This window comes from Rhizobium sp. HT1-10, from assembly GCF_049472505.1.
In the GTDB taxonomy this organism is placed as follows: Bacteria; Pseudomonadota; Alphaproteobacteria; order Rhizobiales; family Rhizobiaceae; genus Rhizobium.
In genome coordinates this window covers 856244-881399 of record NZ_JBCEBQ010000001.1, presented here as the reverse complement: position 1 = coordinate 881399, position 25156 = coordinate 856244, and the positions used below count along the sequence as shown (strand labels likewise).

Genomic DNA, 25156 nt, shown 5'->3' with positions numbered 1-25156 from the left:
GGGCGGCTGGAGGAGACGAGATGTCATCAAGCGGTTCAGTCCCTGTCATTCGCTATGGCAGGCCTGAGAAAACGGAGCGCCCGCTCGGCCGGGCCATCCTGCGCGGTATGTGCAGCCGCTGCCCGAATTGCGGGCGTGGAAAGCTGTTCCGCGCCTTCCTGAAGCCGGTGGACAGCTGCGCTGCCTGCGGCGAGGAGATCTTTCACCACCGCTCCGACGACCTGCCGCCCTACCTGGTCATCCTGGTGCTCGGCCATGTCGTCGTCGGCGGCTACATGATCGCGGACACGCTCTACCATCTGCCGATGTGGGCAACGCTCTCCATCTGGGCGCCGATCACTGTCGTGACGGCGCTGGCCGTGATCCAGCCGATCAAGGGCGGCGTCATCGGCCTGCAATGGGCGCTGCGCATGCACGGCTTCGGCGGACAGGAGGATAGGCCGGACGAGTTTGACGATGGCAGCGGCGCGAAGTGAGCAGTTTCCTCGCCCCAATCCCATCCAAACACGTCTCTATCCGTATGATGACGTCATACCGTCATGGGCGGACGCCATAGGATCGGCAGGCGGGGCGATCCCCCGGTTTTTCCGATTCGGCCACGCGTTGCAGTCGAGCTTGACTTGACATGCGCAACGTTTCTTGTCTGAACATGCGGGCGGTCATGCGGCGCCGCCAATTGAACCGAAAAGAACAAAAACCGCTCCAGCTTTGCCAGATCAACGGCATTGCGACGTGTCTCTCCTGCTTTGCGGATCCACAATCCGCCCATGCTGTAAGGATCAACCATGACTGAACCGACGAACAGCAAAGTCGGCCATGTCGAAGAAATTCACTGGCCCTCGCTTTTCGCCGCGATCTCATCGATTTCGGCCGTTGGCATTGCCATCGGCCTCGGCCTGCCCCTTTTCAGCATCATTCTCGAAAAGCGCGGCATTTCCTCGTCGCTGATCGGCCTCAACACCGCCATGGCGGGGGTCGCAGCGATGATCGCCGCCCCCATCACCACCCGCTTGGCGCATCATCTCGGGGTGGCCTCGACGATGATGTGGGCAGTGTTCCTATCGGCGATCAGTGCCGTGGGTTTCTACTATGCCACCGATTTCTGGATGTGGTTCCCGCTGCGCCTGGTTTTCCACGGCGCGACGACGACGTTGTTTATCCTCTCGGAATTCTGGATCAACGCAGCGTCTCCGCCGTCCAGGCGTGGCTTCGTGCTCGGGCTCTATGCCACGGTGCTGTCGCTCGGCTTTGCCGCCGGTCCGTTGATCTTCTCCTTGGTCGGCAGCGAGGGCATCCTGCCCTTCGTCATCGGCGCCGTCGCGATCCTGACCGCCGCGTTGCCGATCTTCATTGCCCGCAACGAAAGCCCGGTGCTGGAAGAAAAGCCCGAGATGCATTTCATGCGCTATGTCTTCCTGGTGCCGACAGCCACAGCCGCAGTCTTTGTGTTCGGCGCCGTCGAGGCCGGTGGGCTATCGCTTTTTCCGATCTATGCCACCCGCAACGGCTTTACCGAATCGCATGCGGCCCTGCTCCTGACGATGATGGGCATCGGCAACGTCGTCTTCCAGATCCCCCTAGGGCTGCTTTCGGACAGGCTGAGCGACAAACGGCCGCTGTTGGTCATCATGGGCTGTATGGGCCTGGTCGGCGCGCTGGCGCTGCCCTGGCTCGTCGGCAACTGGATCGTCACGGCGGCGCTGCTGCTGTTCTGGGGTGGCTGCGTGTCTGGGATGTATACGGTTGGCCTTAGCCACCTGGGTTCGCAGCTCACCGGCCCGGACCTTGCCGCAGCCAATGCAGCCTTCGTGTTCTGCTACGCGATCGGCACCGTAGCCGGTCCGCAGGCTATCGGCACCGCCATCGACCTTGCAGGCACGGACGGATTTGCCTGGGCCATCGCCGGTTTCTTCGGGCTTTATGTGCTGCTTTCGGGCGTCCGGCTGCTGTTCCTGGGGAACAGGGGTTGACTTTTGGGGCGCGATTTGTAATTTCGCGCCATAATTTGCCGTGGACCGCAACCGGCCGTCCACGGCATCACTTTTCTTAAAGGCAGGACGACCATGGCCAAGGCAACAACAATCAAGATCAAGCTTCTGTCGACCGCCGACACTGGCTTCTTCTACGTCACCACCAAGAACAGCCGTACGATGACGGACAAGATGAACAAGACCAAGTACGACCCGATTGCCAAGAAGCACGTCGAGTTCAAGGAAACGAAGATCAAGTAAGGTCTTCATTTCGACTTTTTTGAAGGCGCGCCCGGTCCGGGTCGCGCCTTTTTTAATGCCGGTCTACCCTCGTCAGCGTTGCATATCGGCTAGCAGCAGTGTAAATAATAATTTGCTAATATAGTAGTTCGTTGTTGTTCGGGTCTGCGGTGGAAACGAGAAACGCCGCTCTTCCGGCGGGAAAGAGCGGCGTTCACTAAACGTCGACCGGGTGCAGAGCGGTACGAGGAACCGCGGGACATGCACTTCGGCCAACAAACCCCACGACCAGGTGATGCGGCGGACCTGAGCATCATGGGGTATCTCTGTCCAAATGGACGATATCCTCTGCAGTTAAGCTCGCTTAAAAATGAGTTAAAATCAAGAACCGTTGGCACGAAATAACAATTGAGTCACATTATGGTTAAACGCTGCTGTCTGGAGTGTACTTTTACTCTGCAATCTTCTTCAGCAAAAATCTCAGATGCATTCTACAAATCGCAGTTTACTTAAAGTATTCTATTCATTTCAATTTTTTATTAAATATACTTTTGAAGACAACAGAGTAAAATCACAACAATAACGAGTTTATGTCTATTTAAATCAGCTAAAAAATCACTCTCTTTTTGAAATATTGCGCAAATATCCTGCGAGCGGATGGATTCTCCGGTTTCGTTTTGCTGCATCTATCACAATATGATGTCAATTTTACTGCGAGGACATTCTGGACCTCGACTGCCACGGCAGAATTGTCCCCGCATTAAACTTTAGTAATGACTGTGGAAAACCGTCTCTCTGGTATCCGAGAGGCAGTTCGCACCGCAGATCAAGCGGCGGCGGCAACGATGCAGTTACGGCCGCTGTTCTTTGCCGCGTAGAGCGCGCGGTCGGCCTGCCGCAGCAATTCCTCGGGCCCGTCGGTCGTCGCTTGGCGAGAGGAGATGCCGAATGACGCGGTGACATGCAGCGCCTGGCCGCTATCGCGCAGAATAAAGGGAATGCTTTCGATGGCGACCCGTAGGCGCTCAGCGACGGCAGCAGCCACCTCCGGCGCGGTGTCAGGCATGACGATCACAAACTCTTCTCCACCGAAGCGGCAAGCGAGATCCGCACCGCGTACCGATGCGCGGACGCGCGCTGCGAACTCCTTCAGCACCTGGTCGCCCGCATCGTGGCCGTAGGCGTCATTGACCGACTTGAAGCGGTCGATATCGGTGATCAACAGTGACATCGGTCGGCTACGCTGGACCGAGCGCTTGAAGAGAATCGCCAGATGATTGTCCAGATAGCGCCTATTGTGGAGCCCGGTCAGGGCATCGGTCACCGCGAGCTCGATGGTCTGCTGGACACTGGTACGCAGGCGGTCGTTATAGCGCTTGCGCTTGATTTGGGTCAGGCAGCGCGCCACGAGCTCATTCGGATCAATCGGCCGGACGATGTAGTCGTTGACGCCAAGCTCGAGAGCGCGGACGATCATGTCGTCACCGCCCTGCTCGGTAATCAACAAAACAGGCAAAAAGCGCGTGCGCTCCAGCGAGCGCAATTGCGAGCAAAGCCGCAATGGATCGTAATCTTCAAAGTTGGAATTGACGATCACCAGCTCGAAAGGGCTTTCGGCAGCCTCAAACAAGGCCGCCTGGGCGTCCGACATGGCGACGACGTTGGCGATCGGCTTCAAGGCACGGATAATCCGCTCCTGCGAGTTGGCGCGGCCGTCGACCAGCAGCACCTGCGGCGTCTCCTCGCCCTTGCCTTCGCCTATGCGCCCGTCATCCAAGCCGAGATTGCGCGCCGTATCGGCGCGCGCACGGAGTTCGTCGCTCAACGTCTTCAGCCGCAGCAGGCTTTTCACCCGCGAGATCAACTGCAGGTCATTGACCGGCTTGGTGAGGAAATCGTCGGCACCGGCCTTGAGGCCACGGACGCGGTCGGCCGGCTGGTCCAGCGCCGTTACCATGACGACGGGAATGTGGGAGACTCGCGGATTGGCCTTCAGCCGTTCGCAGACCTCAAAACCGTCCATGCCAGGCATCATGATGTCGAGGAGGATGAGATCGACCTGAGCGGTGTCGCAGATCGCCAGAGCGTCCGCGCCATTGTCGGCCGTCAGCACGTCGAAATACTCCGCCAGAAGCCGGGCTTCGAGCAGTTTCACATTCGCCGGAATATCGTCAACAACCAGGATTCGCGCGGTCATATGGTTTTTCCGACGCTCAGGCGTCGCCCAGATAAGTTTTGATCGTTTCGATAAACTTGGGAACGGAGATCGGCTTGGAGACATAAGCCTCGCAACCGCCCTGGCGAATGCGCTCCTCGTCGCCCTTCATCGCAAATGCGGTGACCGCAATGACGGGAATGACATGCAACTCATCATCCTCCTTCAGCCATTTCGTCACCTCCAGGCCGGAGACCTCAGGCAGCTGAATGTCCATCAGGATCAGGTCCGGCCGGTGCTTTCGGGCAAGCTCAAGTGCCTCCATGCCGTTGCGGGTCTGGATCGTAGTATAGCCGCACGCCTCGATGAGATCCCGAAAGAGCTTCATGTTAAGCTCATTGTCTTCGACAATCATCACTTGTTTGGGCATAATACTGTGTCCCCTCGAGCGGCCTTGAATCCAGTTGGCGAAAATATAAGGTCGCGCGGAAGCCGATTCGATAAATCCATGAGCGCGACGCTATCGGCATTTGGTTGAGAAATAGGTAATTTGCCCCGCGAAATGCAAAGCAACTTCAAGAAGCCGAAAGGCAAGGACGCCGATCCGCAGGAAATCGCCATTGCTGTCCTTGGCTGGCTGGCAAGCGAGCCTGACATGTTCGGCCGGTTCCTCGCGATCACCGGCATGGAGCCTTCCCAGCTACGCAATGCCGTCAACGAGCCAAGCTTTCTCGGCGGTCTGCTCGATTTCTTGATGAACCACGAACCATCACTGATGGCATTCTGCGAGGCAAGCGGCACGGCGCCCGAGGCGGTCATGGCTGCCTCCGCCCACTTTTCAGGGGCCAGCCTTGGCTCTGGAGAATACTGATCTTGGACGAGACAACGGATATAGAAGACGTTCCGCTTCGGGACAGGCCGCTTGTCGTCTGCGATGTCGACGAGGTGGTGCTGGAGTTCCTGACACCCTTCACCCGCTACCTGCGCGCCAACGACCACGACCTGCTGCCGCGCTCTTTCCGCCTGCACGGCAACATCGTCTCCACCCGGGATGGCGAACAGCCCGACGACGCTACGGTTTCTGCCTTTCTCGAGGCCTTCTTCGGCGTTCAGGATCAGTGGCAGACGCCCGCGGAGCGGGTCATCGAAACGCTGACCTCGCTCGCGGAAGATGCGGATATCGTTTTTCTTACCGCCATGCCGCCTCGGCACCGGCCGGTCCGCCGGGCGCTGCTCGACGGCTTCGGCCTGCACTTCCCCATGATCGCCACGGAGCAGCCGAAAGGTCCGGTGCTCGCCCGGCTGCACGGCGAGCGAGATCAACCCGTGGTGTTCATAGACGATATCGAGCGAAACCTGCTTTCGGTCGGCGCGGCCGTGCCAGACTGCCTGCTGATCAACCTCATGGCCAACGCCGACTTCCGCCCCTTCCTGCCGGTCCCTTCGGAAGGTATCGTCAGCGCGGAGAATTGGGATGTTACCGAGAGGCTGATCCGGGATCATATCGGCGCGTGATGGCAGATCGTCTCGGCATTCATACACGCTTTGCCTCCGCCGCCATTTTTCATCCTTGAGTGGCGCTAGCATAATGCATAGAGTGGCAATGTTCAACATTTGTTCACGCCATGACCAACGCCCTTGAAACCATGCCCGGCTTCTGCCGCGACTGCCTGAGCGAACAGCCAGCTGTCGCGAGGCGATGCCGTGCCTGCGGCAGCCCACGGCTCATTTACCACCGCGAATTGAACGAGCTGACCCTTGCCCATATCGACTGCGATGCCTTCTACGCCTCGGTGGAAAAGCGCGACAATCCGGAACTTGCCGACAAGCCGGTGATCATCGGCGGCGGAAAACGCGGCGTCGTCTCCACTTGCTGCTATATCGCCCGCATCCACGGTGTCCGCTCGGCCATGCCGATGTTCAAGGCGCTGGAGGCTTGTCCGCAGGCGATCGTCATACCCCCGAACATGGAGAAATATGCGCGCGTCGGCCGTGAGGTCAGGGCGATGATGGAGGAGCTGACGCCGCTGGTGCAGCCGCTGTCGATCGACGAGGCATTCCTAGAGCTGGCCGGCACCGAACGGCTGCATCAGGACCTGCCGGCCCGCACCCTGGCGAAGTTTGCGCGACGGGTGCAGGCGGAGATCGGCATCAGTGTCTCGGTCGGGCTTTCCTATTGCAAGTTCCTCGCCAAGGTCGCCTCCGACCTCAACAAGCCACGCGGCTTTTCGGTGATCGGCCGGCAGGAGGCCGTTTCGTTCCTGGCGCCGCGTCCGGTTACGACCATCTGGGGCGTCGGCAAGGCCTTTGCCGCCACGCTGGAGGGCGACGGCATCCGCATCATCGGGCAGTTGCAGACAATGGACGAAGGCGCCCTGATGCGCCGTTACGGCGTTATGGGACAGCGCCTGTTCCGGCTGTCGCGCGGGATCGACGATCGGGACGTGCATCTCAACGATCCGGCCAAGAGCGTTTCGGCGGAAACGACCTTTTTCGATGACATATCGCGCTACGACGATCTTGTGCCGATCCTGCGCAATCTTTCGGAAAAGGTCTCGAGGCGACTGAAGAAGGGCGAGATTGCCGGGCGCACCGTGGTCCTCAAATTGAAGACCGCCGATTTCAAGGGCCGTACGCGAAATCGCAAGCTAGAGGATCCGACGCAGTTGGCCGATCGGATATTTCGCACCGGGCTGCGGCTGCTCGAGAGCGAGGCGGACGGCACGAAGTTTCGCCTGCTCGGCATCGGCGTGACGGACCTCTGCGACGCCGAGCGGGCCGATCCGCCAGATCTCGTCGACGAGCCCGCTGCCCGCAGAGCCGCCGCCGAAGCGGCCATGGACAAGCTGCGCGCCAAATTCGGCAATGCCTCGGTGGAAACCGGCTACACCTTCGGCAGCGGCAAGCGGGAGAGATAGCAAGGGTTATGGCGAGACGCACAAGCTTGCCACAAGGCCGCTCCCGCACTGTCGGTAGACAATCTTCAAGGGACAGTGGATGGCTATCGAGACAGACTACGGCGATCACCCCTATCGGCGGCTGAGCGACCGCTCGGTATGGCGCAAGGCGGTTGCTGAAAAGAGCCCCTATTCTCTCGAGGATATCTACCGCAGCAAATTCCCGATCACCGCCGAAGATCGTATAGTGACCGCCGGCAGTTGCTTTGCCCAGCACATAGCCCGCAAGCTGCGAGAAAGTGGCTTCAATTTCTGCGACTACGAGCCGGCCCCGCCGCTCTTTCCCGTCGATCTGGCGAGATCGTTCAACTACGGCGTCTACTCCGCGCGATATTGCAATATTTACACTGTCCGGCAGATGCTCCAGACCTTCGAGCGTGCCTTTGGCTCGTTTGTCCCGAGAGAGCCCGCCTGGAAAAATGGTTTGGGGGTTTCTGATCCGTTCCGCCCAGCCCTGGAGCCAGAGCCCTTCGTCAGCGTCGAGGACCTCGAAAACAGTCGGCGCAGCCATCTTGAGGCGGTGAAGACGGTTTTTCTCCAATCCGATGTGTTCATCTTTACGCTCGGATTGACCGAAGCCTGGGTTTCAAAGGCCGATGGCGCCGTTTTTCCGCTCTGCCCGGGAACCGTTGCCGGCAGCTTCGACGAGAGCCAATACGAATTCAAGAACTTCTCCTACTTCGAGATATTCGAGGATCTCGTGGCTTTCATGGGCAAAGTCCGCGCTGTAAATCCGGCTATGCGCTTCCTGCTCACCGTTTCGCCGGTGCCGCTGACGGCAACGAAATCGGATCAGCACGTGCTCTCGGCCACATCTTACTCCAAGTCCGTGCTGCGGGCGGTTGCCGGTCACCTTTCGCAGGAAATTGATTTTGTCGACTACTTTCCCTCCTACGAACTGATAACCGGGCCATCGATGCGCGGTATGTTCTTCGAGCCGAACATGCGGTCGGTCCATCCCGCGGGCGTGGATTATGTGATGTCGCATTTCTTTGCCTCGCACCCACCGACAGAACAGCGATCCGCGAACGAGCAGGCAACTGCGCGGATACCGGTTGTCGCAGCGATGGATGTGGTCTGCGAAGAACTGTTGCTGACCCAGGGATTGTAAGATGCTGTTGATTGTCGGCGATTCCCACACGGCCGCCCTCCGCCAGGCCTATCTGAAAGAGCGTCACACCGGCATGTTCCACAGCCGGCATGGTCACCTGGAGATCGCTCAGCTCGGGTACGGCTATCATTTCCTTGAGCCATTCTACGCCCCGGAAGGCGATGGCTTAGCCTTTACTCAGCCGCCCGCGAAGGCGGTGTTCTCCAAAATCAATCCCGACACGCCGGCGGTCATTCTCCCGAACGACAGCCGCACCTTCGTCTTTATGTTCGGCTTCTATCCGAGTTTCGGATGCGAACCCCGGCATTGGCGGTGCCATACGGTGACAGCGCAGGCGGCGGGGCGCCACTACGTCTCCGAGAAGGCATTTCTGGCGATCATCAAGGATGTCACACGCGAGCCGCTTGCGTTTTTCGACCGGCTGCAGTCGATGAACGTCCGCTTTTCGGTCGCCTCCTGTTGCCCGGTGCCGAGCAGCTATCGCGGCAATGAGCGCAGTGAGACTATGGCCACGGGCGAGATTGCGATGATGTACAATCGCTACCGCGACCATGTCGCGGACCAACTGAAGTCTCGCGGGATCCTTTTCCACCTGCCACCGGCCGAGGCTTACGACGAGCATGGCTCGATGTTGGATAGGTTCTCCCGCGCACCTGGTGATCACCATGCAAATGTCGACTACGGGAAACTGATGCTTGCAAAAATCCTGAGGGAAACCGATGCCCACCAACAGCCTTGCACAGTTTGACCTGGCTCTAACGCTGGGACTCTTTCCATGACCGATACGCAGTTCGAAGACCGAAACGGAAACGTCGTCATCGGTCGCCCGGTCAGTACCGACTCTCTGAAAATCTTGTTTAATGCCAGACGCTGCCGACTGATTATCGAAGCCGGCGTTATCCTTGAGAACTGCACCATTCATTTCGATGGGGACGACGGCGAGATATTTATCGGCAGAAATTCGGAATACAGAGGTAGCATGCGTCTCGGAATAGCCGGGCGAATCTCAATCGGCCATACGCTTTACGCCACCGGCAACTGCTTCATTTCGGCCTTGGAGGCGCAGACGGTCACGATCGGCAACGATTGCCTGTTTGGCTCTTCGGTGGATATACGCACAGACGACGCTCATCCGATTTTTGATCGCTCGTCCGGAGAACGCATCAACAAGAGTTCTTCCGTCGAGATCGGAAACCACGTCTGGCTTGCTGCCCATGTCGCGGTCGGGCGCGGTGCGGTGGTCGGTGAAGGTTCCGTCATAGGCTATCGCTCCTATGTCCGCGCTGCCATTCCCGCGCATTGCATCGCCGTCGGTTCGCCCGCGAAAGTGACGCGAGAAGATATCGTCTGGGATCGGGCGCATCTCAGTATGCATATCAAGACGATCGTCGATCATCTTGATGAACTCGATCACCCAGTCTGGACACCTACACCCTTTTAGGCATACCCACACGACGCACCCTATTCATCATTACAATCTTAACTTGAAGCGCAGGCCATCTCAAGCCTTCCTTAAACTTCGACCGCTATCGTCGCGCTCACGAGTATTGCGTTTTGGTAGCCATCATGTTTTCGCGTCTGGTTCTTGGTATCGGCCTGCTTTCGGCCACCGCACTCACCCATCCGGCTGGCGCCACCGATGCCCGCGTGCTGCAGATCGTTGTCTCGACGAACCGGCAGCAGCTATCGGTCTATGACGGCGACACGGTGGTCGCCACATCGAAGGTGTCTACCGGAAAATCCGGCCACTCGACGCCGATGGGCATATTCTCGGTGCTGGAGAAAGAAATCTACCACCGCTCCAACATCTATTCGAATTCGCCGATGCCATTCATGCAGCGGCTGACCTGGTCCGGCATCGCGCTGCACGAATCCAATTCAGTGCCGAACTACCCAGCGTCGCATGGCTGCGTCCGCATGCCGAAGGCCTTTGCCAAGAAGCTCTATGAGATGACACAGCCGGGCGTGCATGTCGTCATCGCCGACGCCGCCGTCGTGCCGCAGCCGATCGCCCATGCGACACTGTTTCATCCGCTGGCGCCTTCAACCCACGGACCGATGTTTTCCGACCTGGAACTGCGTCCGACGACACCAGGCTTCCTGGTCCGCTCGGAGCCGGTTGAAGTGGCGATGAACGACACCGCCGCGCTGCCGCCGCCCCCGCCCCTTGCCGCTCCGCGCAACGAGGCACCGCTCAGCATCCTGATCACGCGCCGAGGGCTGCGTGAAAACGTGCGCGACCTGCAGCAGCTTCTCTCCGGCCTCGGTTTCGACACCGGCACGGCCGACGGCTATCTCGGCCCGGCAACGGTCCAGGCGATCCGGGATTTTCGCAGCGCCCATGCCATGCCAGCCACCGGCGGATTGATCGGGCCGGATCTGATGAAGGCGGTCTATGCCGCCGCCGGCAAGGGCGAGCCGCCGAACGGCGCGATCCTGGTGCGCCAGGGCTTCAAGCCGGTGCTGGAGGCCTCCGCCACCATCGCCGAGCCGCAGGAGGCGCTCGGAACGCACTTCTTCACCGCCCACGAGGTCGACCGCACCAGCGGCCAGGCGCAGTGGTACGGCCTGACGCTGGAAGGCGATCTGTCGAAGGAGGCGAAGAAGCGCTACGGCATCACCAGCGAGCGGGTATCGGAAGGCTTCGACGCCGCAGAACGGGCGCTCGACCGCATCACCGTCCCGGACGACATCAGGCGCCAGGTCGAGGATCTGCTGACGGCAGGCTCGTCGCTGACCATCTCCGACACCGGCGTCGGCCCGGAAACCGGCAAAGGCACCGACTTCATCACCATCACGCGGAAAGGCGGGTTGGCGACGAAAAAGGGGTAACGCTACGCGTGACCCTAGGTCCGCCTCGCGACGCGTTACAGGCGCTCGACCGGCGTACGAGCCGATCCGCCGGAGTGTCGGCGACGTTGCCCGTTAAGGAGATTTCCGAGGCTGACGTCCCATTTAAATGAATTCCGCCCTACACCAGCTCCACGTCAATCACTCCCGGAGCCGAGCGCATGGCGGCGGCGATTTCCGGCGAGATGCGGTATTTGTTGGGCAACGCCACTTCTACCTCGCGCTTGCCGTCCTCCTTGATAACGATGAACGACACCAGCCCGTCGCCCCTGGCATTGAGGTGGGCCGCGACCATCTTCAGAGGGCCTGAATCGCGCACGAAGACGCGCATCGCCTTCTGCATCTGCAGCGATTTTTCCTCCAATGACTGCACGGAATTCAGCCGGAGGCTGATGCCTTCCGGCCGTTCTTCGGCAGCGGCCGTCAGCACGAAGGATTTGCCGACCTCGAGGATGTCCCGGTACTGCGCCAGAAGCTCCGAGAACATCACTGCCTCAAACTGGCCGGTGGCGTCGGAAAAGACGAAGATGCCCATCTTGTTGCCGGTGCGGGTCTTGCGCTCCTGCTTGGCGATGACGGTGCCCGCCAGCCGGGCGTTGCCGGCGCCGTGCTTGATGCCGGCCGAGAAGTCGGCGAAGCTCTGCACCCTGAGCTTGTCGAGCACGGCGCTGTAGGCGTCGAGCGGATGGGCGGTGAGGTAGAAGCCGAGGACCTGGAATTCCTTGAGCAACCGCTCGGAGGCAAGCCAGGGGGTGAAGGCCGGGAAGGAGATCTTCTCCGGGCCGGAGGCCGAGCCCGAGCCGAACATGTCGTGCTGGCCGCTGCGCCGGTTTTCCTGGGCAAGCTGGGCATAGCCGATCAGCCGCTCCATCCCCGCCAGCAACTGGGCGCGATCGAGGCCGAAGCAATCGAAGGCGCCGGCATAGAGCAGGCTTTCCAGCACGCGGCGATTGACCTGCTTCGGATCGATCCGAAGGCAGAAATCCTCGATGCTGGCAAAGGGCTTGTCGCCGCGCATCTCGACGATGTGCTCGACGGCGGCATCGCCGACACCCTTGATGGCAGCGAGCGAGTAGTAGATCGTCTTGTCGCCCGTCTGGAAATGCCGGAACGAGGTCTGCACCGACGGCGCCACGACTTCGATGCCGAGGCGCTTGGCGTCCTGGCGGAAGTCGTTGACCTTTTCGGTATTGGCCATGTCGAGGGTCATCGAGGCGGCCAAGAACTCGACCGGGTAGTGCGCCTTCATGTAGGCCGTCTGGTAGGAGACGATGGCGTAGGCGGCGGCATGCGACTTGTTGAAGCCGTAGTTCGCGAACTTGGCAAGCAGGTCGAAGATGATATCAGACTGGCCCTTGGAAACGCCGTTCTTCATCGAACCTTCGACGAAGCGGACGCGCTGCTGGTCCATCTCCGCCTTGATCTTCTTGCCCATGGCGCGGCGCAACAGGTCGGCCTCGCCGAGCGAATAGCCCGACAGCACCTGGGCGATCTGCATCACCTGTTCCTGGTAGACGATGACGCCTTGCGTTTCCTTGACGAGGTGGTCGATCATCGGATGGATCGACTCGATCTCCTCTTCGCCATGCTTGCGGGCATTGTAGGTCGGGATGTTCTCCATCGGGCCCGGGCGATAGAGCGCGACCAGCGCGATGATATCCTCGATGCAGTCCGGCCGCATGCCGAGCAGCGCCTTGCGCATGCCCTGGCTTTCCACCTGGAACACGCCGACCGTCTCGCCGCGGGCGAGCTTCTCGTAGGTTTCCTTGTCGTCGAGCGGAATGGTGGGCAGATCGACGGAAATACCGCGCAGCTTGCAGAAATCGACCGCAACCTTCAGCACCGTCAGCGTCTTCAGCCCGAGAAAGTCGAACTTCACCAGGCCGGCCTGCTCGACCCATTTCATGTTGAACTGGGTAACCGGCATGTCGGAGCGCGGATCTCGGTACATCGGCACCAGCTTCGACAGCGGCCGGTCGCCGATGACGATACCGGCGGCGTGGGTCGAGGCGTGGCGATAGAGACCCTCCAGCTTCTGGGCGATGTCGAGCAGCCGGGCGACGACAGGCTCCTTGTCGGCCTCTTCCTGGAAGCGGGGCTCGTCCTTGATCGCCTGGGCGAGCGTGACCGGATTGGCCGGATTGTTCGGCACCAGCTTGGAGATCTTGTCGACCTGGCCATAGGGCATTTCCAGCACGCGGCCGACGTCGCGCAGGGCGGCGCGGGCCTGCAGCGAACCGAAGGTGATGATCTGCGCCACCTGCTCGCGGCCATACTTTTTCTGAACGTAGCGAATGACCTCTTCGCGGCGGTCCTGGCAGAAGTCGATGTCGAAGTCGGGCATCGACACACGGTCGGGGTTGAGAAAGCGCTCGAATAGCAGCGAGAAGCGCAAGGGATCGACGTCGGTGATGGTCAGCGCATAGGCGACCAGCGAGCCCGCGCCCGATCCACGACCGGGGCCGACGGGGATGTCGTGGTTCTTCGCCCATTTGATGAAGTCGGCAACAATCAGGAAGTAGCCGGGAAAGCCCATGCGCTCGATGACGCCCAGCTCGAACTCCAAGCGGTCGCGATAGACCTGTTCCTCATAGCCGGGCGCCATGCCGAGAGTGGCGAGCCGCATGTCGAGGCCCTCGACGGCCTGGGCGCGCAACTCGAGCGCCTCGGCTCGTTCGGCCTCCTTCGGGTCGTCGCTGGCGCCGGTGAAGCGCGGCAGGATCGGCTTGCGGGTCTGCAGCACAAAGGCGCAGCGCTCCGCGATCTCGACCGTGTTCGACAACGCCTCCGGCAGGTCGGCAAACAGCTTGGCCATTTCGGCCCGGCTCTTCAGGTAGTGGTCCGGCGTCAGGCGAAACCGGCTGTCGTCGGAAACGATGGCATTGTGGGCGACGGCCATCAGCGCATCGTGGGCGTCGTAGTCGTCGCGGGTCGGGAAAAAGGCCTCGTTGGTGGCGACCAGCGGCAGTTCATGCTCGTAGGCCAGCGCAATCATCCGTTGCTCATGGCGGCGGTCGTAGGTGCCGTGGCGCTGCAGTTCGACATAGAGCCGGTCGCCGAAAAGGGCCTTCAGCTGCAGCAGCCGGGCGACGGCCTTCTGCGGATGGCCCTCCTTGATCTCCATATCCACCGGCCCGCCAACCGAGCCGGAGAGCGCGATCAGCCCCTCGGTACCGAGCTCTTCCAGCCACGAAGCCTTGATGTGCACCGCCTGACTGTTGTCGCCGCCGAGATAGGCGCGGCTGACGAGATCGACCATCCGCTCATAACCCGCGTCGCTCGCAGCCAGAAGCACGATGGCCGGCAGCTTGGCGAGGCCTTGATGGCCACCACGCTTTTCACCCTCGACCGCATCCTCCATGTCGATCGAGACCTGACAGCCAATGATCGGCTGCAGTCCCTCGCCGATCGCCTTTTGCGAAAACTCCAGGGCTACGAACAGATTGTTGGTATCGGTGATGGCGATGGCAGGCTGGCTGTCGCTGGCGGCCTTCGCCAGAATTTTTTTCAGTGGCAGAGCGCCTTCGAGCAGGGAATAGGCCGAATGCACCCGCAGGTGCACGAATTCCGGCGAAGGTCCCATAGGACCGCCTTCCCTGCCGTTTGCCTCTGCCATGATAAGCCCTTCCGCATGCCCGAATGAATCGGCTCCATTGTCGGCATTGCGGTCGGTAAAGTCCAGAACAACTCCCCTCGGCAGGACCGCCAGCCGGCGGTCATACCCGATAAATCACATGGCCATGACGATGATGGACAGGCTGACGACAAACATGACGATGGAGGTGAAAGCGGCGACGTCTCGAATAATATCGGTCATTAGGCCTCTCCGGTGTTGTTATGTTCTTTATATGTTCTCTTTTAATTCCGGAGTCAACGGGAATCTCTGGACGTTGAATTCACAGCAATCGCGGCTCAATGATGCGCGCTGGACCGGGCGTCGATGCGACGCTATGAGTTAGCAAGAGGAGGACATCATGAAGAGCTTAGCCTGGGCGCTGGTCATCACGCTTTCTGCAATTTCGAGCGCTGCGGCAGGCGACATCGATCCGAACCGCATCATCGGCGCCGCGACTGGCGACTGGAACAAGGACGGCAATCAGGACCTCGCCCTGCTGGTCGCACCCAAGGACGAGGCCGAGGATATCGGCATCTATATCTACCTCCGCGACAAGGAACATCTCCTCCTGAGGCTGGCTGCGACGGCGCCTCAAAAGGTCGCCGGCAACAGCAATCTCGATGGTCTCTACGGACAGGACCCAACCATCGCCGCGTTGCCGAGCGGATCGATCGCTGTTCATTCGGAGAATTCCGGCATCGGCCGCGACCGTTGGGAACAGACACTGACCATCGCCTATCGCAACGGCGCATTCGTGGTCGCTGGCTTCACATACACCCATTACGACACGTTGGACCCGGACAACAACGGCACCTGCGACTACAACGTCCTCAGCGGCAAGGTCAGCAGCGGCGGCAAGGATCGGAAGGCGGAAGTCAAGACAGTCGCGATTGGCGACTGGACCGACGAGTTCGGCATGAAGGCTTGCGGCATCAGCCCTGATTAACTCCCCTGACCGTGAAACTCAGGCAGGTCCCAGAGATCGCGAAAGGGCCGCACGGCACAAACAGCTTACAGTGAATTTTGTTCTCATTTTGTTCTTTACTGTCTCGCGAAGATATGCAACCGTAGGGACATGCTTCCTGGGGAGAACATATGGTCGACGAAGAGCGTTTGAATGCCTTCATCGTCGAGGCAAAGTCACAAACCTATGTGGCCAACGGCATGAGTCTGCCGTCGTCTCGGGCTGGGTCACATGACATCGGCTACGCGCGTGGGGAATGGCGATATCTCGACAGTTATTTCGGCGGCACCGATTTTGCTGGCCAGGAGGTGATATGGTTCATGGGCGAGCCGATCTGGGCGATGAATTATTTCGGTCGCATAACAGACACGCAGCTGATCGACGCTTCGAAGGCGGGATGCGTCATCAAGGCCGCGCTAATGCATCTGTATATCGACCACAAACGGTTCCTTGGCGGACTGGAATTCGATCACGCCTTCGGTCGCTATACCGATCGGAATATCGGGACATCGAGCCATTTCAGCGGCCAGGAAAACATAGAGGTCGGCGGGACGGTGGCTTATGAATTGGACTATCGCGGCGGGCTTGTCATCGCCTGACCGGCCTTGATCAGAATTCGACAACCTTGCCATCTGAAATGGTGACGCGGCGGTCCATTCGGGCAGCGAGATCGTGGTTGTGGGTGGCGATCATCGCGGCGAGACCCGACTGGCGGACCAGCGCCTCCAGGGCGTCGAAAACGTAGTGAGCGGTGCCTGGATCGAGGTTTCCGGTCGGCTCGTCAGCCAATAGCACAAGCGGCGCGTTGGCGACGGCGCGGGCGATGGCCACGCGCTGCTGTTCGCCACCGGAGAGTTCCGCCGGTCGGTGATCGCCGCGATGGCCGATGCGCATGTAGTCCAGCAGCTGGGTCGCGCGGACACGGGCTTCCTTCTGCGTGAGACCGGCGATCAGTTGCGGCATCATGATGTTCTCGATGGCGGAGAATTCCGGCAGGAGATGATGGAACTGGTAGACGAAACCGATGTCGTTGCGGCGGATCGCTGTCCGCTTCTCGTCGGAAAGGTTGTTGCAGGGGTTGCCGTTGATGCTCACATCGCCGCCGTCCGGCTGCTCGAGCAGGCCTGCCACGTGCAGCAGAGTGGACTTGCCCGTGCCCGATGGCGCCACCAGCGCGACGATCTCGCCGCGACGAAGCGCGAAGTCGGCGTTCTTCAGGATCGAGAGCACGGTTTCGCCTTGGCCGTAATGGCGATCGATGCCGGTAAGCTGAAGCACGACGGGGGATTTCATGGAAATGCTGGCATCCTTATTCATAGCGCAGCGCCTGGACCGGATCGAGCCGCGAGGCGCGCCAGGCGGGGAAGATCGTGGCGAGGAACGACAGGCCGAGCGCCATGGCGATGACGGTGATCGTCTCGCTCAGGTTCATCTCTGCCGGCAGCTTGCTCAGGAAGTAGAGCTGCGGGTCGAACAGAATGGTGCCCGACACCCAGGAGAAAAACTGGCGGATCGACTCGATGTTGACGCAGACGAGGACACCGAGCGCCACGCCGCCGAATGTGCCGACAATGCCGATGGCCGCGCCGGTCATGAAGAAGATCCGCATGATCGCGCCCGATGTCGCGCCCATCGTCCGAAGAATGGCGATGTCGCTGCCCTTGTCCTTTACCAGCATGATCAAGCCGGAGATGATGTTCAGCGCGGCGACCAGCACGATCATCGTCAGGATCATGAACATGACGTTGCGCTCGACCTGCAGGGCCGAGAAGAAGGTTTCGTTGCGCGCGCGCCAGTCGGTCAGGAACACCTGCCGCCCGGCCGCCGCCTCGATCAGCGGCTTGATCATGTCGACGTCATCTGGCTTGTTGACGAAGATCTCGATCGATTGGACGATGCCCGGCGAGTTGAAGTAGAGCTGCGCCTCTTCAAGCGGCATGAAGACAATGGACGAATCGTATTCCGACATGCCGATCTCGAAGATACCGGAAACGGTGTAGGACTTGACCCGCGGGTTGACGCCGAAAGGCGTGACATCGCCTTCGGGCGCGATCAGCGTGATCTGGTCGCCGGCGGCAAGACCCAGCTGCTGGGCCATGCGCGAGCCGATCAGCACGCCGGTGCCGGCGGCAAAGCCGACCGTATCGCCGCTCTTGATGTTCCCGGACACAGTCTTCAGCTTGTCGAGGTCCTCGGTACGAATGCCGCGGATCAAGGCACCGCTGCCCACACCACCGCGCCCGGACGCCAGTGTCTCGCCCTCGACCAACGGCAGTGCCATGGTGACGCCCGGAACGGCCGCGAATTTCTTCGCCAGCTCCGCATAGTCGTTAAGCGGCGTGTCGACTGGCTGGACGATCACATGGCCGTTGAGGCCGAGGATGCGCGAGATCAGCTCGGTGCGAAAACCGTTCATGACCGACATGACGATGATCAGCGTCGCAACGCCGAGCATGATGCCAATGAAGGAGAAGCCGGCGATCACCGAAATAAAGGCTTCCTTGCGTCGGGCGCGCAGATAGCGCCAGGCGACCATGCGCTCGAACGCCGAGAACGGCCGCGACGCCAAGCGGGCGCCCGACGTCTTATCCTGCTTGGCCACTGCCGCGCCGCTTACCGCCATGCCTGTCGTCCTTCGCTCAGCCAACCAACCGGTTGATGGCGGCTTCCATTGTCATCGTCTCGCGCGCGCCGCTCTTGCGATCCTTCACTTCGACCTCGCCGGACGCCACCGACCGCGGACCAACGATGATTTGCAAAGGCACGCCGATGAGGTCGGCTGTCGCAAATTTCGTGCCGGCGCGATCGTCTCGGTCATCCAGGAGGATGTCCTTGCCGGCCTTCGTAAGCGTCGAATAAAGCTTTTCGCAGGCAGAATCACAGGCTTCGTCACCTGCCTTCATGTTGATGATGATGGCATCGAATGGCGAAACCGAGGCGGGCCAGATGATGCCGTTCTCATCGTGCGAGGCTTCGATGATGGCGGGGACCAGACGTGTCGGGCCGATGCCGTAGGAACCCATGTGGACCAAGTGTTCCTTGCCGTCAGGGCCCTGCACCTTGGCGTTCATCGGCTCGGAGTATTTCGTGCCGAAATAGAAGATATGGCCGACCTCGATGCCGCGCGCCGATAGGCGCTCGCTATCGGGTATGGCGTCGAAGGCCGCCTCGTCGTGCATCTCCGACGTCGCAGCATAGACCGATGTCCACTTCTCGAAGATCGCATTGACGCCGGCGACGTCGTCGAAGTCGGTGTCTTCGACCGGAATGTCGAACTTGACGAAGTCGCGGTGGCTGAAGACTTCCGATTCACCGGTTTCCGCCAGGATGATGAACTCGTGGCTGAGGTCGCCGCCGATCGGTCCGGTGTCGGCGCGCATCGGTATGGCGCGCAGGCCCAGTCGGTCGAAGGTGCGCAGATAGGCGGCGAACATCTTCTTGTAAGAGTGCTCGGCCCCCTCCTTCGTCAGGTCGAAGGAATAGGCATCCTTCATCATGAACTCGCGCGAGCGCATGGTGCCGAAGCGCGGACGGATTTCGTCGCGAAACTTGAGCTGGATGTGGTAAAGATTGAGCGGCAGGTCCTTGTAGGACTTGATCGACGAACGGAAGATGTCGGTGATCATCTCTTCATTGGTGGGACCGTAAAGCATCGGGCGGTCCTGACGGTCCTTGATGCGGAGCATCTCCTTGCCATAGGCCTCGTAACGCCCGCTCTCCTGCCAGAGTTCGGCCGACTGCAGGGTCGGCATCGACAGCTCGATGGCGCCGGAGCGGTTCTGCTCCTCGCGGATGATGTTGTTGACCTTGTCGAGGACGCGCTTGCCGAGGGGCAGCCAGGAGTAGATCCCCTGACTCTGCTGGCGGATCATGCCGGCGCGCAGCATCAACCTGTGCGAGACGATTTCCGCTTCCTTGGGGTTTTCCTTGAGGATCGGCATGAAGTATCGGGACAGTCGCATCGCTGATTCCAGAGGTTGCACGACTCCTTGTGGCGGAATCGCGAGAAAGTTAACGCTGGAGGCGTTCATATCTGCTTCGAGGCCGGAATGAAACCCGCATTTGCCGCAGTTAGGGGTGCCCAAGGCGCAGATAAACGCCCCTCCCCACCTTTCATCATGCTGCGCCAAAATGCCGCGTGATGGCACGCTAAACCCGGAGCTTGTCAACAGAAATAAATTGCGTGACTGTGTCAGAAATACAAAAAAACAGATGACAAAGCCCGATCCTTGGGCTAGTTTCGGCTCACAAAAGAGGCAGGATGACTAAATTCCTGTCGTTTTCGCGGTCAAGTCTTGGGAGGATTAGATCTTAGGCGCGCTCAGTCGCAGCCCCGGTAACGGTTACGGATCACGCGATACTTTGAAAACAAGGCTTCTGGCCTTGTTTTTTTTTGGCGTTCTGGCGCCCTTCGGCATTAACCAGTTTCAACCGTCTCTCGGCATTGCAGGTGGCACAGGGCTTAGGTTGTATCGCTCTATGACGGCCGAGCGTGACGAGCGTATGACATATTGGTGCAGCATCGACCCCGCGAGACGTCGAAATGACGCGCGGGGTTGTGCAGAGTAGCTCGGACGTCAGTCGAAGCGCGGGACAATCTGGGGTATGGCGTCGACGCTGATGCCGAGATAGGTCGAACAGATGTACCAGGTCCCGTAGAGGATGCCCGAGGTGAGCGTCGTCAGCACAACCACCCGCGCGGCACGAAATTTGGTCGGCGCGCTCGCCACCGTTCCCAGGACCACATGGTTGTCTTCTTCCTGGGTCCGCAAGCCGATGGGCAGTATGGCGAACAAGGTGATCCACCACACAACGAAATAAACGGCCATCGCCGACAGTACAGGTTGGATCATGCTGCGCTCCTCACCATTGACGCAGCCCGCGATGATCGAAGCCGGACTGCACGCTCTCCCGCCCCGATTATAGGACTAGAATAGCTGATCCGCCAAGCGCTGAGGCGCGCCTTGCGGTCAGATCTGCTCGAGTTCGATCAACGTTCCGAGGAAGTCCTTGGGGTGCAGGAAGAGTACCGGCTTGCCGTGGGCGCCGGTCTTGGGTGTACCGTCGCCAAGCAGTCGGGCCCCTGTCGACAACAGACGGTCGCGGGCGGCCATGATATCAGCGACCTCATAGCAGATGTGGTGCATGCCGCCTGATGGATTCTTGGCGAGAAAGGCGGCAATGGGCGAGGCCGCGTCCAGAGGTTCCAGCAGTTCGATCTTCGTGTTGGGAAGCTCGATGAAGACGACGGTGACGCCGTGCTCCGGAAGAACCTGCGGTGGCGAGACAATGGCACCCAGCGTGTCGCGATAGAGTGCCACGGCGGCAGCCAGGTCCGGGACGGCGATCGCAATGTGATTGACCCGTCCGAGCATGGCTGCCTCCGTTTCGATAGTGTCAGATCTTGTTCATGAAGACCGTGACGACGGGCTTCTTTCCCCAGACCGCGTTGGCGGTCGAACGAACCGCCCGACGCACGGCCTCCTGCAGCATGGCAAGGTCCTTGCGGCGTGCGCGCGGAATGCTTTCGATGGCGCTGACGACGGCGTCGAACAGCGTGTCTTCCATCTCCTCGCCTTCGATGTCGTATTGCGGCAGGCCGATGGCGACGAGATCGGGATCGCCGACGATGTCCAGCTTGCTGTCGAGCAGCACATTGATGGTGACGTGGCCGACGAAAGACAGCTTCTTGCGGTCGCCGATGCCCATTTCATCGTAATCACCGATCAGCGTGCCGTCCTTGAAGATACGGCCATGCGGCGCTTCGCCGATGACTTCGACCGGACCGGGCGCCAGGCGCAGGATGTCGCCGTTGCGCACCTTCGGTACGAAGGGAATGCCCGACTGCTCGCCGAGCAGCTTCTGCGCCACCAGGTGGGCGGCTTCGCCGTGCACCGGCACCAGCACCTGCGGGCGAACCCACTGGTACATCTGCTGCAGCTCGTTGCGGCGCGGATGGCCGGAGACATGCACGAGCGTATCGCTGTCGGTGATGATCTGGATGCCCTGCTCGATCAGGCCGTTCTTGATATCGCCGATGGCCTTCTCGTTGCCGGGAATGGCGCGCGAGGAGAAGACGACAATATCGCCGGACGACAGCGCGACGTTGCGCATTTCGTCACGCGAGAGCTTTGCCAGTGCCGCACGCTGCTCTCCCTGGCTGCCGGTCAGGATGATGACGACCTTGTCGCGCGGAATGTAGCCGTATTCGTCTTCAGCGATGAACGGCTTGATGCCTTCCATCAGGCCGTTGTCGCGAGCAACTTCGACCACGCGCTTCAGCGACGAACCGAGCAAGAGGATTTCGCGGCCGGCGGCTTCCGCAGCCTGGGCCACGGTGCGGATACGGCCGACATTCGAGGAAAAGGTGGTGATCGCCACCCGACCCTCGGCCGCTTCGATGATCTTGCCGAGGCTTTCGGAGACCGACTTTTCCGACGGCGAGACGCCGTCGCGCATGGCATTGGTGGAATCGCAGAGCAGCGCCAGGACGCCCTCGTCGCCGACCTGGCGGAAACGGGCTTCGTCGGTGAATGGTCCGAGCGACGGCTCATGGTCGATCTTCCAGTCGCCTGTATGGACGACATTGCCGAGCGGCGTGCGGATGACCAGCGACATCGGCTCGGGAATGGAGTGGTTGACGCCGATGGCTTCCACTTCGAACGGGCCGATATTGACGCGGTCGCCGGCCTTGAACGGGGTGATCGGGATCTGGCCCATGGTGTTGCGCTCGTAGTTGCGCTTGGCTTCCAGCAGGCCGGCTGTGAAGCCGGAGGCGTAGACGGGCACGTTCAGGCCGGGCCAAAGATCGTTCAGGGCGCCATAGTGGTCCTCATGGGCGTGGGTGATGATGATGCCCTTGAGGTTCTTGCGCTCCTTGGCAAGAAAGCGGATGTCCGGGAGTACCAGATCCACGCCTGGTAGGTCTGGTCCGGGGAAGGTCACGCCGCAATCGACCATGATCCATTGCCGATGGTCCTTCGGCCCGTAGCCGTAGAGTGCGAGATTCATGCCGATCTCGCCAACGCCGCCAAGCGGCAGGAACACCAGTTCGTCTTGATTAGCCATACTGTTCTTTAATCCATTATCCGAAAAAGACGTCGCCTGCGGCGATCGTCATCAGCCGGCCATCGCCGGTATCGAGCTTGAGCAAGCCACTATCATCTATCCCCGCGAATTGTCCGTAAATCGAACGATCCGGCAGGTTCACGGTTATCTTTTCGCCGATGCCGCAGGCAACCTTTCGCCAGCGCGCCACCGTTTCCGCCACGCCGTGGCCTGTATTCCATTCTTTCAACACGCCAGACATCGCAGCATAAAGATGCGCGAACAGTTCTTCGGGAGAAACGCCAGCGCCCTCCTTCCGCAATGAAGTCACCGGGTATAGCGGGTTGTCGGGCATCACTGCAACATTTATGCCGATACCGATGACGAGCGCATAGCGGCCATCGGGAAGAGCCTCGCCCTCGATCAGGATGCCGCTGGTCTTCCTGCGTCCGATCAGCACGTCGTTCGGCCATTTGACCTCGACCGGGTTCGAGCCCGCCGGGAGTACAGCACGCACCGCTTCCTGGACTGCGACGGCAACGGCCAAAGGCAGCGAACCGATACGCTCGATGGGTGCGAGGTCGATCAGCAGAAGCGAGCAATAGAGATTGCCGGGTTCGGAAGCCCATGCCCGACCTCGACGGCCGCGCCCGCCCGTCTGCCGTGCTGCGGTGACCCAAACGTTGCCGCTATCGCCGGCGCGGGCCAGCGCCAGGCATTCGCTGTTGGTCGAGGTCGTCTCGCCCAGCGCCACGTGCCGGTAGTCGATCTCCCGCCGGCTCCCTGTTTCCGCCGCTGTCAAAACAGGGTCGTGGCCGCGACGTCAGCAGCCGTGCCGAGCATGCCGCCGAAGAAGGCATAGGCAAGCACGAAGATGCAGGAGGCGCCGAAGACGATGCGCAGCGTGCCCGGAACCCGCGCAAACTCGACGGTCGCCTTGTCGAACCACATGACGCGAACGACGCGCAGATAGTAATAAGCGCCGACGACCGATGCCATCAGGCCGATGACGGACAGGGCATAGAGCTTGGCTTCGACGGCTGCGGTGAAGACGAAGTACTTGGCGAAGAAGCCTGCCATCGGCGGAATGCCGGCCATGGAGAACATCTGGATGGTGAGGACAAAGGCCATGAATGGATTGGTGACCGACAGGCCGGCGAGATCGCTGACCTTTTCGACACGCGTGCCGTCCTTCAAGCGCATCGCCATGATGCAGGCAAAGGCGCCGAGCGTCATGACCATATAGATCAGCATGTACATCATCACGCTCGACACGCCGTGCGCATTCGCTGCGGCAAGACCAACCAGCGCATAGCCCATGTTGGCAATCGAGGAATAGGCCATCAGACGCTTGATGTTGGGCTGGCCGACGGCGGCAAAGGAGCCGAGCAGCATCGAGGCGATGGCCACGAAGATGATGATCTGCTGCCAGTCGCCGATGACGGGCTGGAAGGCCGTGGTGGTGATGCGCACGAGCAGTGCCATGGCGGCAACCTTCGGGGCGCCGGACAGGAAGGCGGTGACCGCCGTCGGAGCGCCCTCGTAAACATCGGGCGTCCACATGTGGAACGGAACGGCGGAGATCTTGAAGGCGAGACCGGCGATGACGAAGACGAGGCCGAACACCAGGCCGAGCGACCGGCCGCCGGCGAGCGCCGTGGCAATGCCGTCGAAGGTGGTGTGGCCCGTGAAGCCGTAGACCAGCGACATGCCGTAGAGCAGCATGCCGGACGACAGGGCGCCGAGAACGAAGTACTTGAGGCCGGCTTCCGTCGAGCGCAGGCTGTCGCGGTTGATGGCGCAGACGACGTAAAGAGCCAGCGACTGCAGTTCCAGCGACAGGTAAAGCGAGATCAAGTCATGTGCCGAGATCATCAGGATGATGCCGAGCGTCGCCAGCAACAACAGGACCGGATATTCGAAACGATCGAGCTGCTCGTCACCGCCCTCGCCCATGACCATGAACATGGCGACACCGGCACCCACAAGCGCCGTGATCTTCATGAAGCGCGCATAGCCATCGGCGATATAGGCACCGCCATAGGCCGAGCCCGTGCCCTGGACGAACAGGATCCAGAGCGCCGCTGCCAGCAGCACCAGGATGGCGAGGCCCGTGACCAGCCGCCCCGAGCGGTCGCCTGAGAAGACGCCGACCATCAACAGCACCAGTGCACCGACGGCCAGGATGATCTCCGGGACGGAGAGATAGAGACTAGCTGAAATTGTTTCCGCGATCATGTCCATAC

General features: G+C 60.5%; 23 protein-coding genes. 12 read left to right on the top strand and 11 right to left on the bottom strand.

The features are described from left to right. Nucleotides 1–20 precede the first annotated feature (20 nt). From VH564_RS04405 to rpmG, 3 genes are all read left to right on the top strand, one after another. Nucleotides 21–476: a DUF983 domain-containing protein gene (locus VH564_RS04405; RefSeq protein ID WP_423338569.1), complete on the top strand. Its 456-nt coding sequence runs from the start codon at nucleotides 21–23 to the stop codon at nucleotides 474–476. A gap of 309 nt (nucleotides 477–785) precedes the next feature. Then, nucleotides 786–1970, top strand: coding sequence for an MFS transporter (locus VH564_RS04400; RefSeq protein WP_423338568.1), 1185 nt, complete (start codon nucleotides 786–788; stop codon nucleotides 1968–1970). Nucleotides 1971–2063: 93 nt separating this feature from the next. Continuing rightward, entirely contained in the window at nucleotides 2064–2231 is a 168-nt protein-coding gene (gene rpmG / locus VH564_RS04395) for a 50S ribosomal protein L33 (RefSeq protein ID WP_111220602.1), read from the top strand. 805 nt (nucleotides 2232–3036) lie between these two features. On the opposite strand, the gene VH564_RS04390 is transcribed toward rpmG, so the two are convergent. Then, entirely contained in the window at nucleotides 3037–4407 is a 1371-nt protein-coding gene (locus tag VH564_RS04390) for a PleD family two-component system response regulator (protein ID WP_423338567.1), read from the bottom strand. A 16-nt stretch (nucleotides 4408–4423) separates the two neighbouring features. Beyond that, nucleotides 4424–4795, bottom strand: coding sequence for a response regulator (locus VH564_RS04385; RefSeq protein WP_423338566.1), 372 nt, complete (start codon nucleotides 4793–4795; stop codon nucleotides 4424–4426). A gap of 132 nt (nucleotides 4796–4927) precedes the next feature. On the opposite strand from VH564_RS04385, the gene VH564_RS04380 reads away from it, so the two are divergent. The 7 genes from VH564_RS04380 to VH564_RS04350 all read left to right on the top strand — a co-directional run bounded on the left by VH564_RS04380 (nucleotide 4928) and on the right by VH564_RS04350 (nucleotide 11265). Further along, nucleotides 4928–5236, top strand: a complete 309-nt coding sequence (locus VH564_RS04380; RefSeq protein ID WP_423338745.1) for a DUF3572 domain-containing protein — start codon at nucleotides 4928–4930, stop codon at nucleotides 5234–5236. Between the two features lie 2 nt (nucleotides 5237–5238). After that, nucleotides 5239–5880: a hypothetical protein gene (locus VH564_RS04375; protein ID WP_423338565.1), complete on the top strand. Its 642-nt coding sequence runs from the start codon at nucleotides 5239–5241 to the stop codon at nucleotides 5878–5880. Between the two features lie 110 nt (nucleotides 5881–5990). Beyond that, on the top strand, nucleotides 5991–7283 hold the full coding sequence (locus tag VH564_RS04370) for a DNA polymerase IV (RefSeq protein ID WP_423338564.1): 1293 nt from the start codon (nucleotides 5991–5993) through the stop codon (nucleotides 7281–7283). A 79-nt stretch (nucleotides 7284–7362) separates the two neighbouring features. Beyond that, nucleotides 7363–8433, top strand: coding sequence for a GSCFA domain-containing protein (locus tag VH564_RS04365; protein WP_423338563.1), 1071 nt, complete (start codon nucleotides 7363–7365; stop codon nucleotides 8431–8433). Nucleotide 8434: 1 nt separating this feature from the next. Further along, nucleotides 8435–9181: a hypothetical protein gene (locus VH564_RS04360; protein ID WP_423338562.1), complete on the top strand. Its 747-nt coding sequence runs from the start codon at nucleotides 8435–8437 to the stop codon at nucleotides 9179–9181. Nucleotides 9182–9208: 27 nt separating this feature from the next. Next, complete coding sequence (locus VH564_RS04355; RefSeq protein ID WP_423338561.1) at nucleotides 9209–9874, top strand: acyltransferase; 666 nt, start codon at nucleotides 9209–9211, stop codon at nucleotides 9872–9874. 125 nt (nucleotides 9875–9999) lie between these two features. Then, nucleotides 10000–11265, top strand: a complete 1266-nt coding sequence (locus tag VH564_RS04350; protein WP_423338560.1) for a L,D-transpeptidase family protein — start codon at nucleotides 10000–10002, stop codon at nucleotides 11263–11265. 139 nt (nucleotides 11266–11404) lie between these two features. On the opposite strand, the gene dnaE is transcribed toward VH564_RS04350, so the two are convergent. Next, complete coding sequence (gene dnaE / locus VH564_RS04345; protein WP_423338559.1) at nucleotides 11405–14899, bottom strand: DNA polymerase III subunit alpha; 3495 nt, start codon at nucleotides 14897–14899, stop codon at nucleotides 11405–11407. Between the two features lie 358 nt (nucleotides 14900–15257). Here dnaE and VH564_RS04340 point away from each other — a divergent pair, with 358 nt between their 5' ends. Then, entirely contained in the window at nucleotides 15258–15845 is a 588-nt protein-coding gene (locus VH564_RS04340; RefSeq protein WP_423338558.1) for a hypothetical protein, read from the top strand. A 149-nt stretch (nucleotides 15846–15994) separates the two neighbouring features. Continuing rightward, the gene (locus tag VH564_RS04335) at nucleotides 15995–16462 is read left to right on the top strand and encodes a DUF5680 domain-containing protein (protein ID WP_423338557.1); all 468 of its coding nucleotides are present in this window, start codon (nucleotides 15995–15997) and stop codon (nucleotides 16460–16462) included. 10 nt (nucleotides 16463–16472) lie between these two features. Here VH564_RS04335 and VH564_RS04330 read toward each other — a convergent pair whose 3' ends face one another. From VH564_RS04330 to nuoN, 8 genes are all read right to left on the bottom strand, one after another. Next, entirely contained in the window at nucleotides 16473–17156 is a 684-nt protein-coding gene (locus VH564_RS04330; RefSeq protein ID WP_423338556.1) for an ABC transporter ATP-binding protein, read from the bottom strand. Nucleotides 17157–17172: 16 nt separating this feature from the next. Continuing rightward, nucleotides 17173–18486 (bottom strand): lipoprotein-releasing ABC transporter permease subunit, encoded by a 1314-nt coding sequence (locus VH564_RS04325; protein ID WP_423338555.1) that lies wholly within the window; start codon nucleotides 18484–18486, stop codon nucleotides 17173–17175. 16 nt (nucleotides 18487–18502) lie between these two features. Then, on the bottom strand, nucleotides 18503–19825 hold the full coding sequence (proS, locus tag VH564_RS04320) for a proline--tRNA ligase (RefSeq protein WP_423338554.1): 1323 nt from the start codon (nucleotides 19823–19825) through the stop codon (nucleotides 18503–18505). A gap of 615 nt (nucleotides 19826–20440) precedes the next feature. Further along, a complete protein-coding gene (locus VH564_RS04315; protein WP_423338553.1) occupies nucleotides 20441–20716 on the bottom strand; it encodes a DUF1467 family protein in 276 nt (91 codons plus the stop codon). Between the two features lie 117 nt (nucleotides 20717–20833). Then, nucleotides 20834–21238, bottom strand: coding sequence for a methylmalonyl-CoA epimerase (gene mce / locus VH564_RS04310; RefSeq protein WP_423338552.1), 405 nt, complete (start codon nucleotides 21236–21238; stop codon nucleotides 20834–20836). A 22-nt stretch (nucleotides 21239–21260) separates the two neighbouring features. Continuing rightward, nucleotides 21261–22931, bottom strand: a complete 1671-nt coding sequence (locus VH564_RS04305; protein ID WP_423338551.1) for a ribonuclease J — start codon at nucleotides 22929–22931, stop codon at nucleotides 21261–21263. Nucleotides 22932–22947: 16 nt separating this feature from the next. Further along, nucleotides 22948–23712, bottom strand: a complete 765-nt coding sequence (locus VH564_RS04300; RefSeq protein ID WP_423338550.1) for a biotin--[acetyl-CoA-carboxylase] ligase — start codon at nucleotides 23710–23712, stop codon at nucleotides 22948–22950. Continuing rightward, nucleotides 23709–25148, bottom strand: a complete 1440-nt coding sequence (gene nuoN / locus VH564_RS04295; protein ID WP_423338549.1) for an NADH-quinone oxidoreductase subunit NuoN — start codon at nucleotides 25146–25148, stop codon at nucleotides 23709–23711. The genes VH564_RS04300 and nuoN overlap by 4 nt, the downstream gene beginning before the upstream one ends. Between the last annotated feature and the right edge of the window lie 8 nt (nucleotides 25149–25156).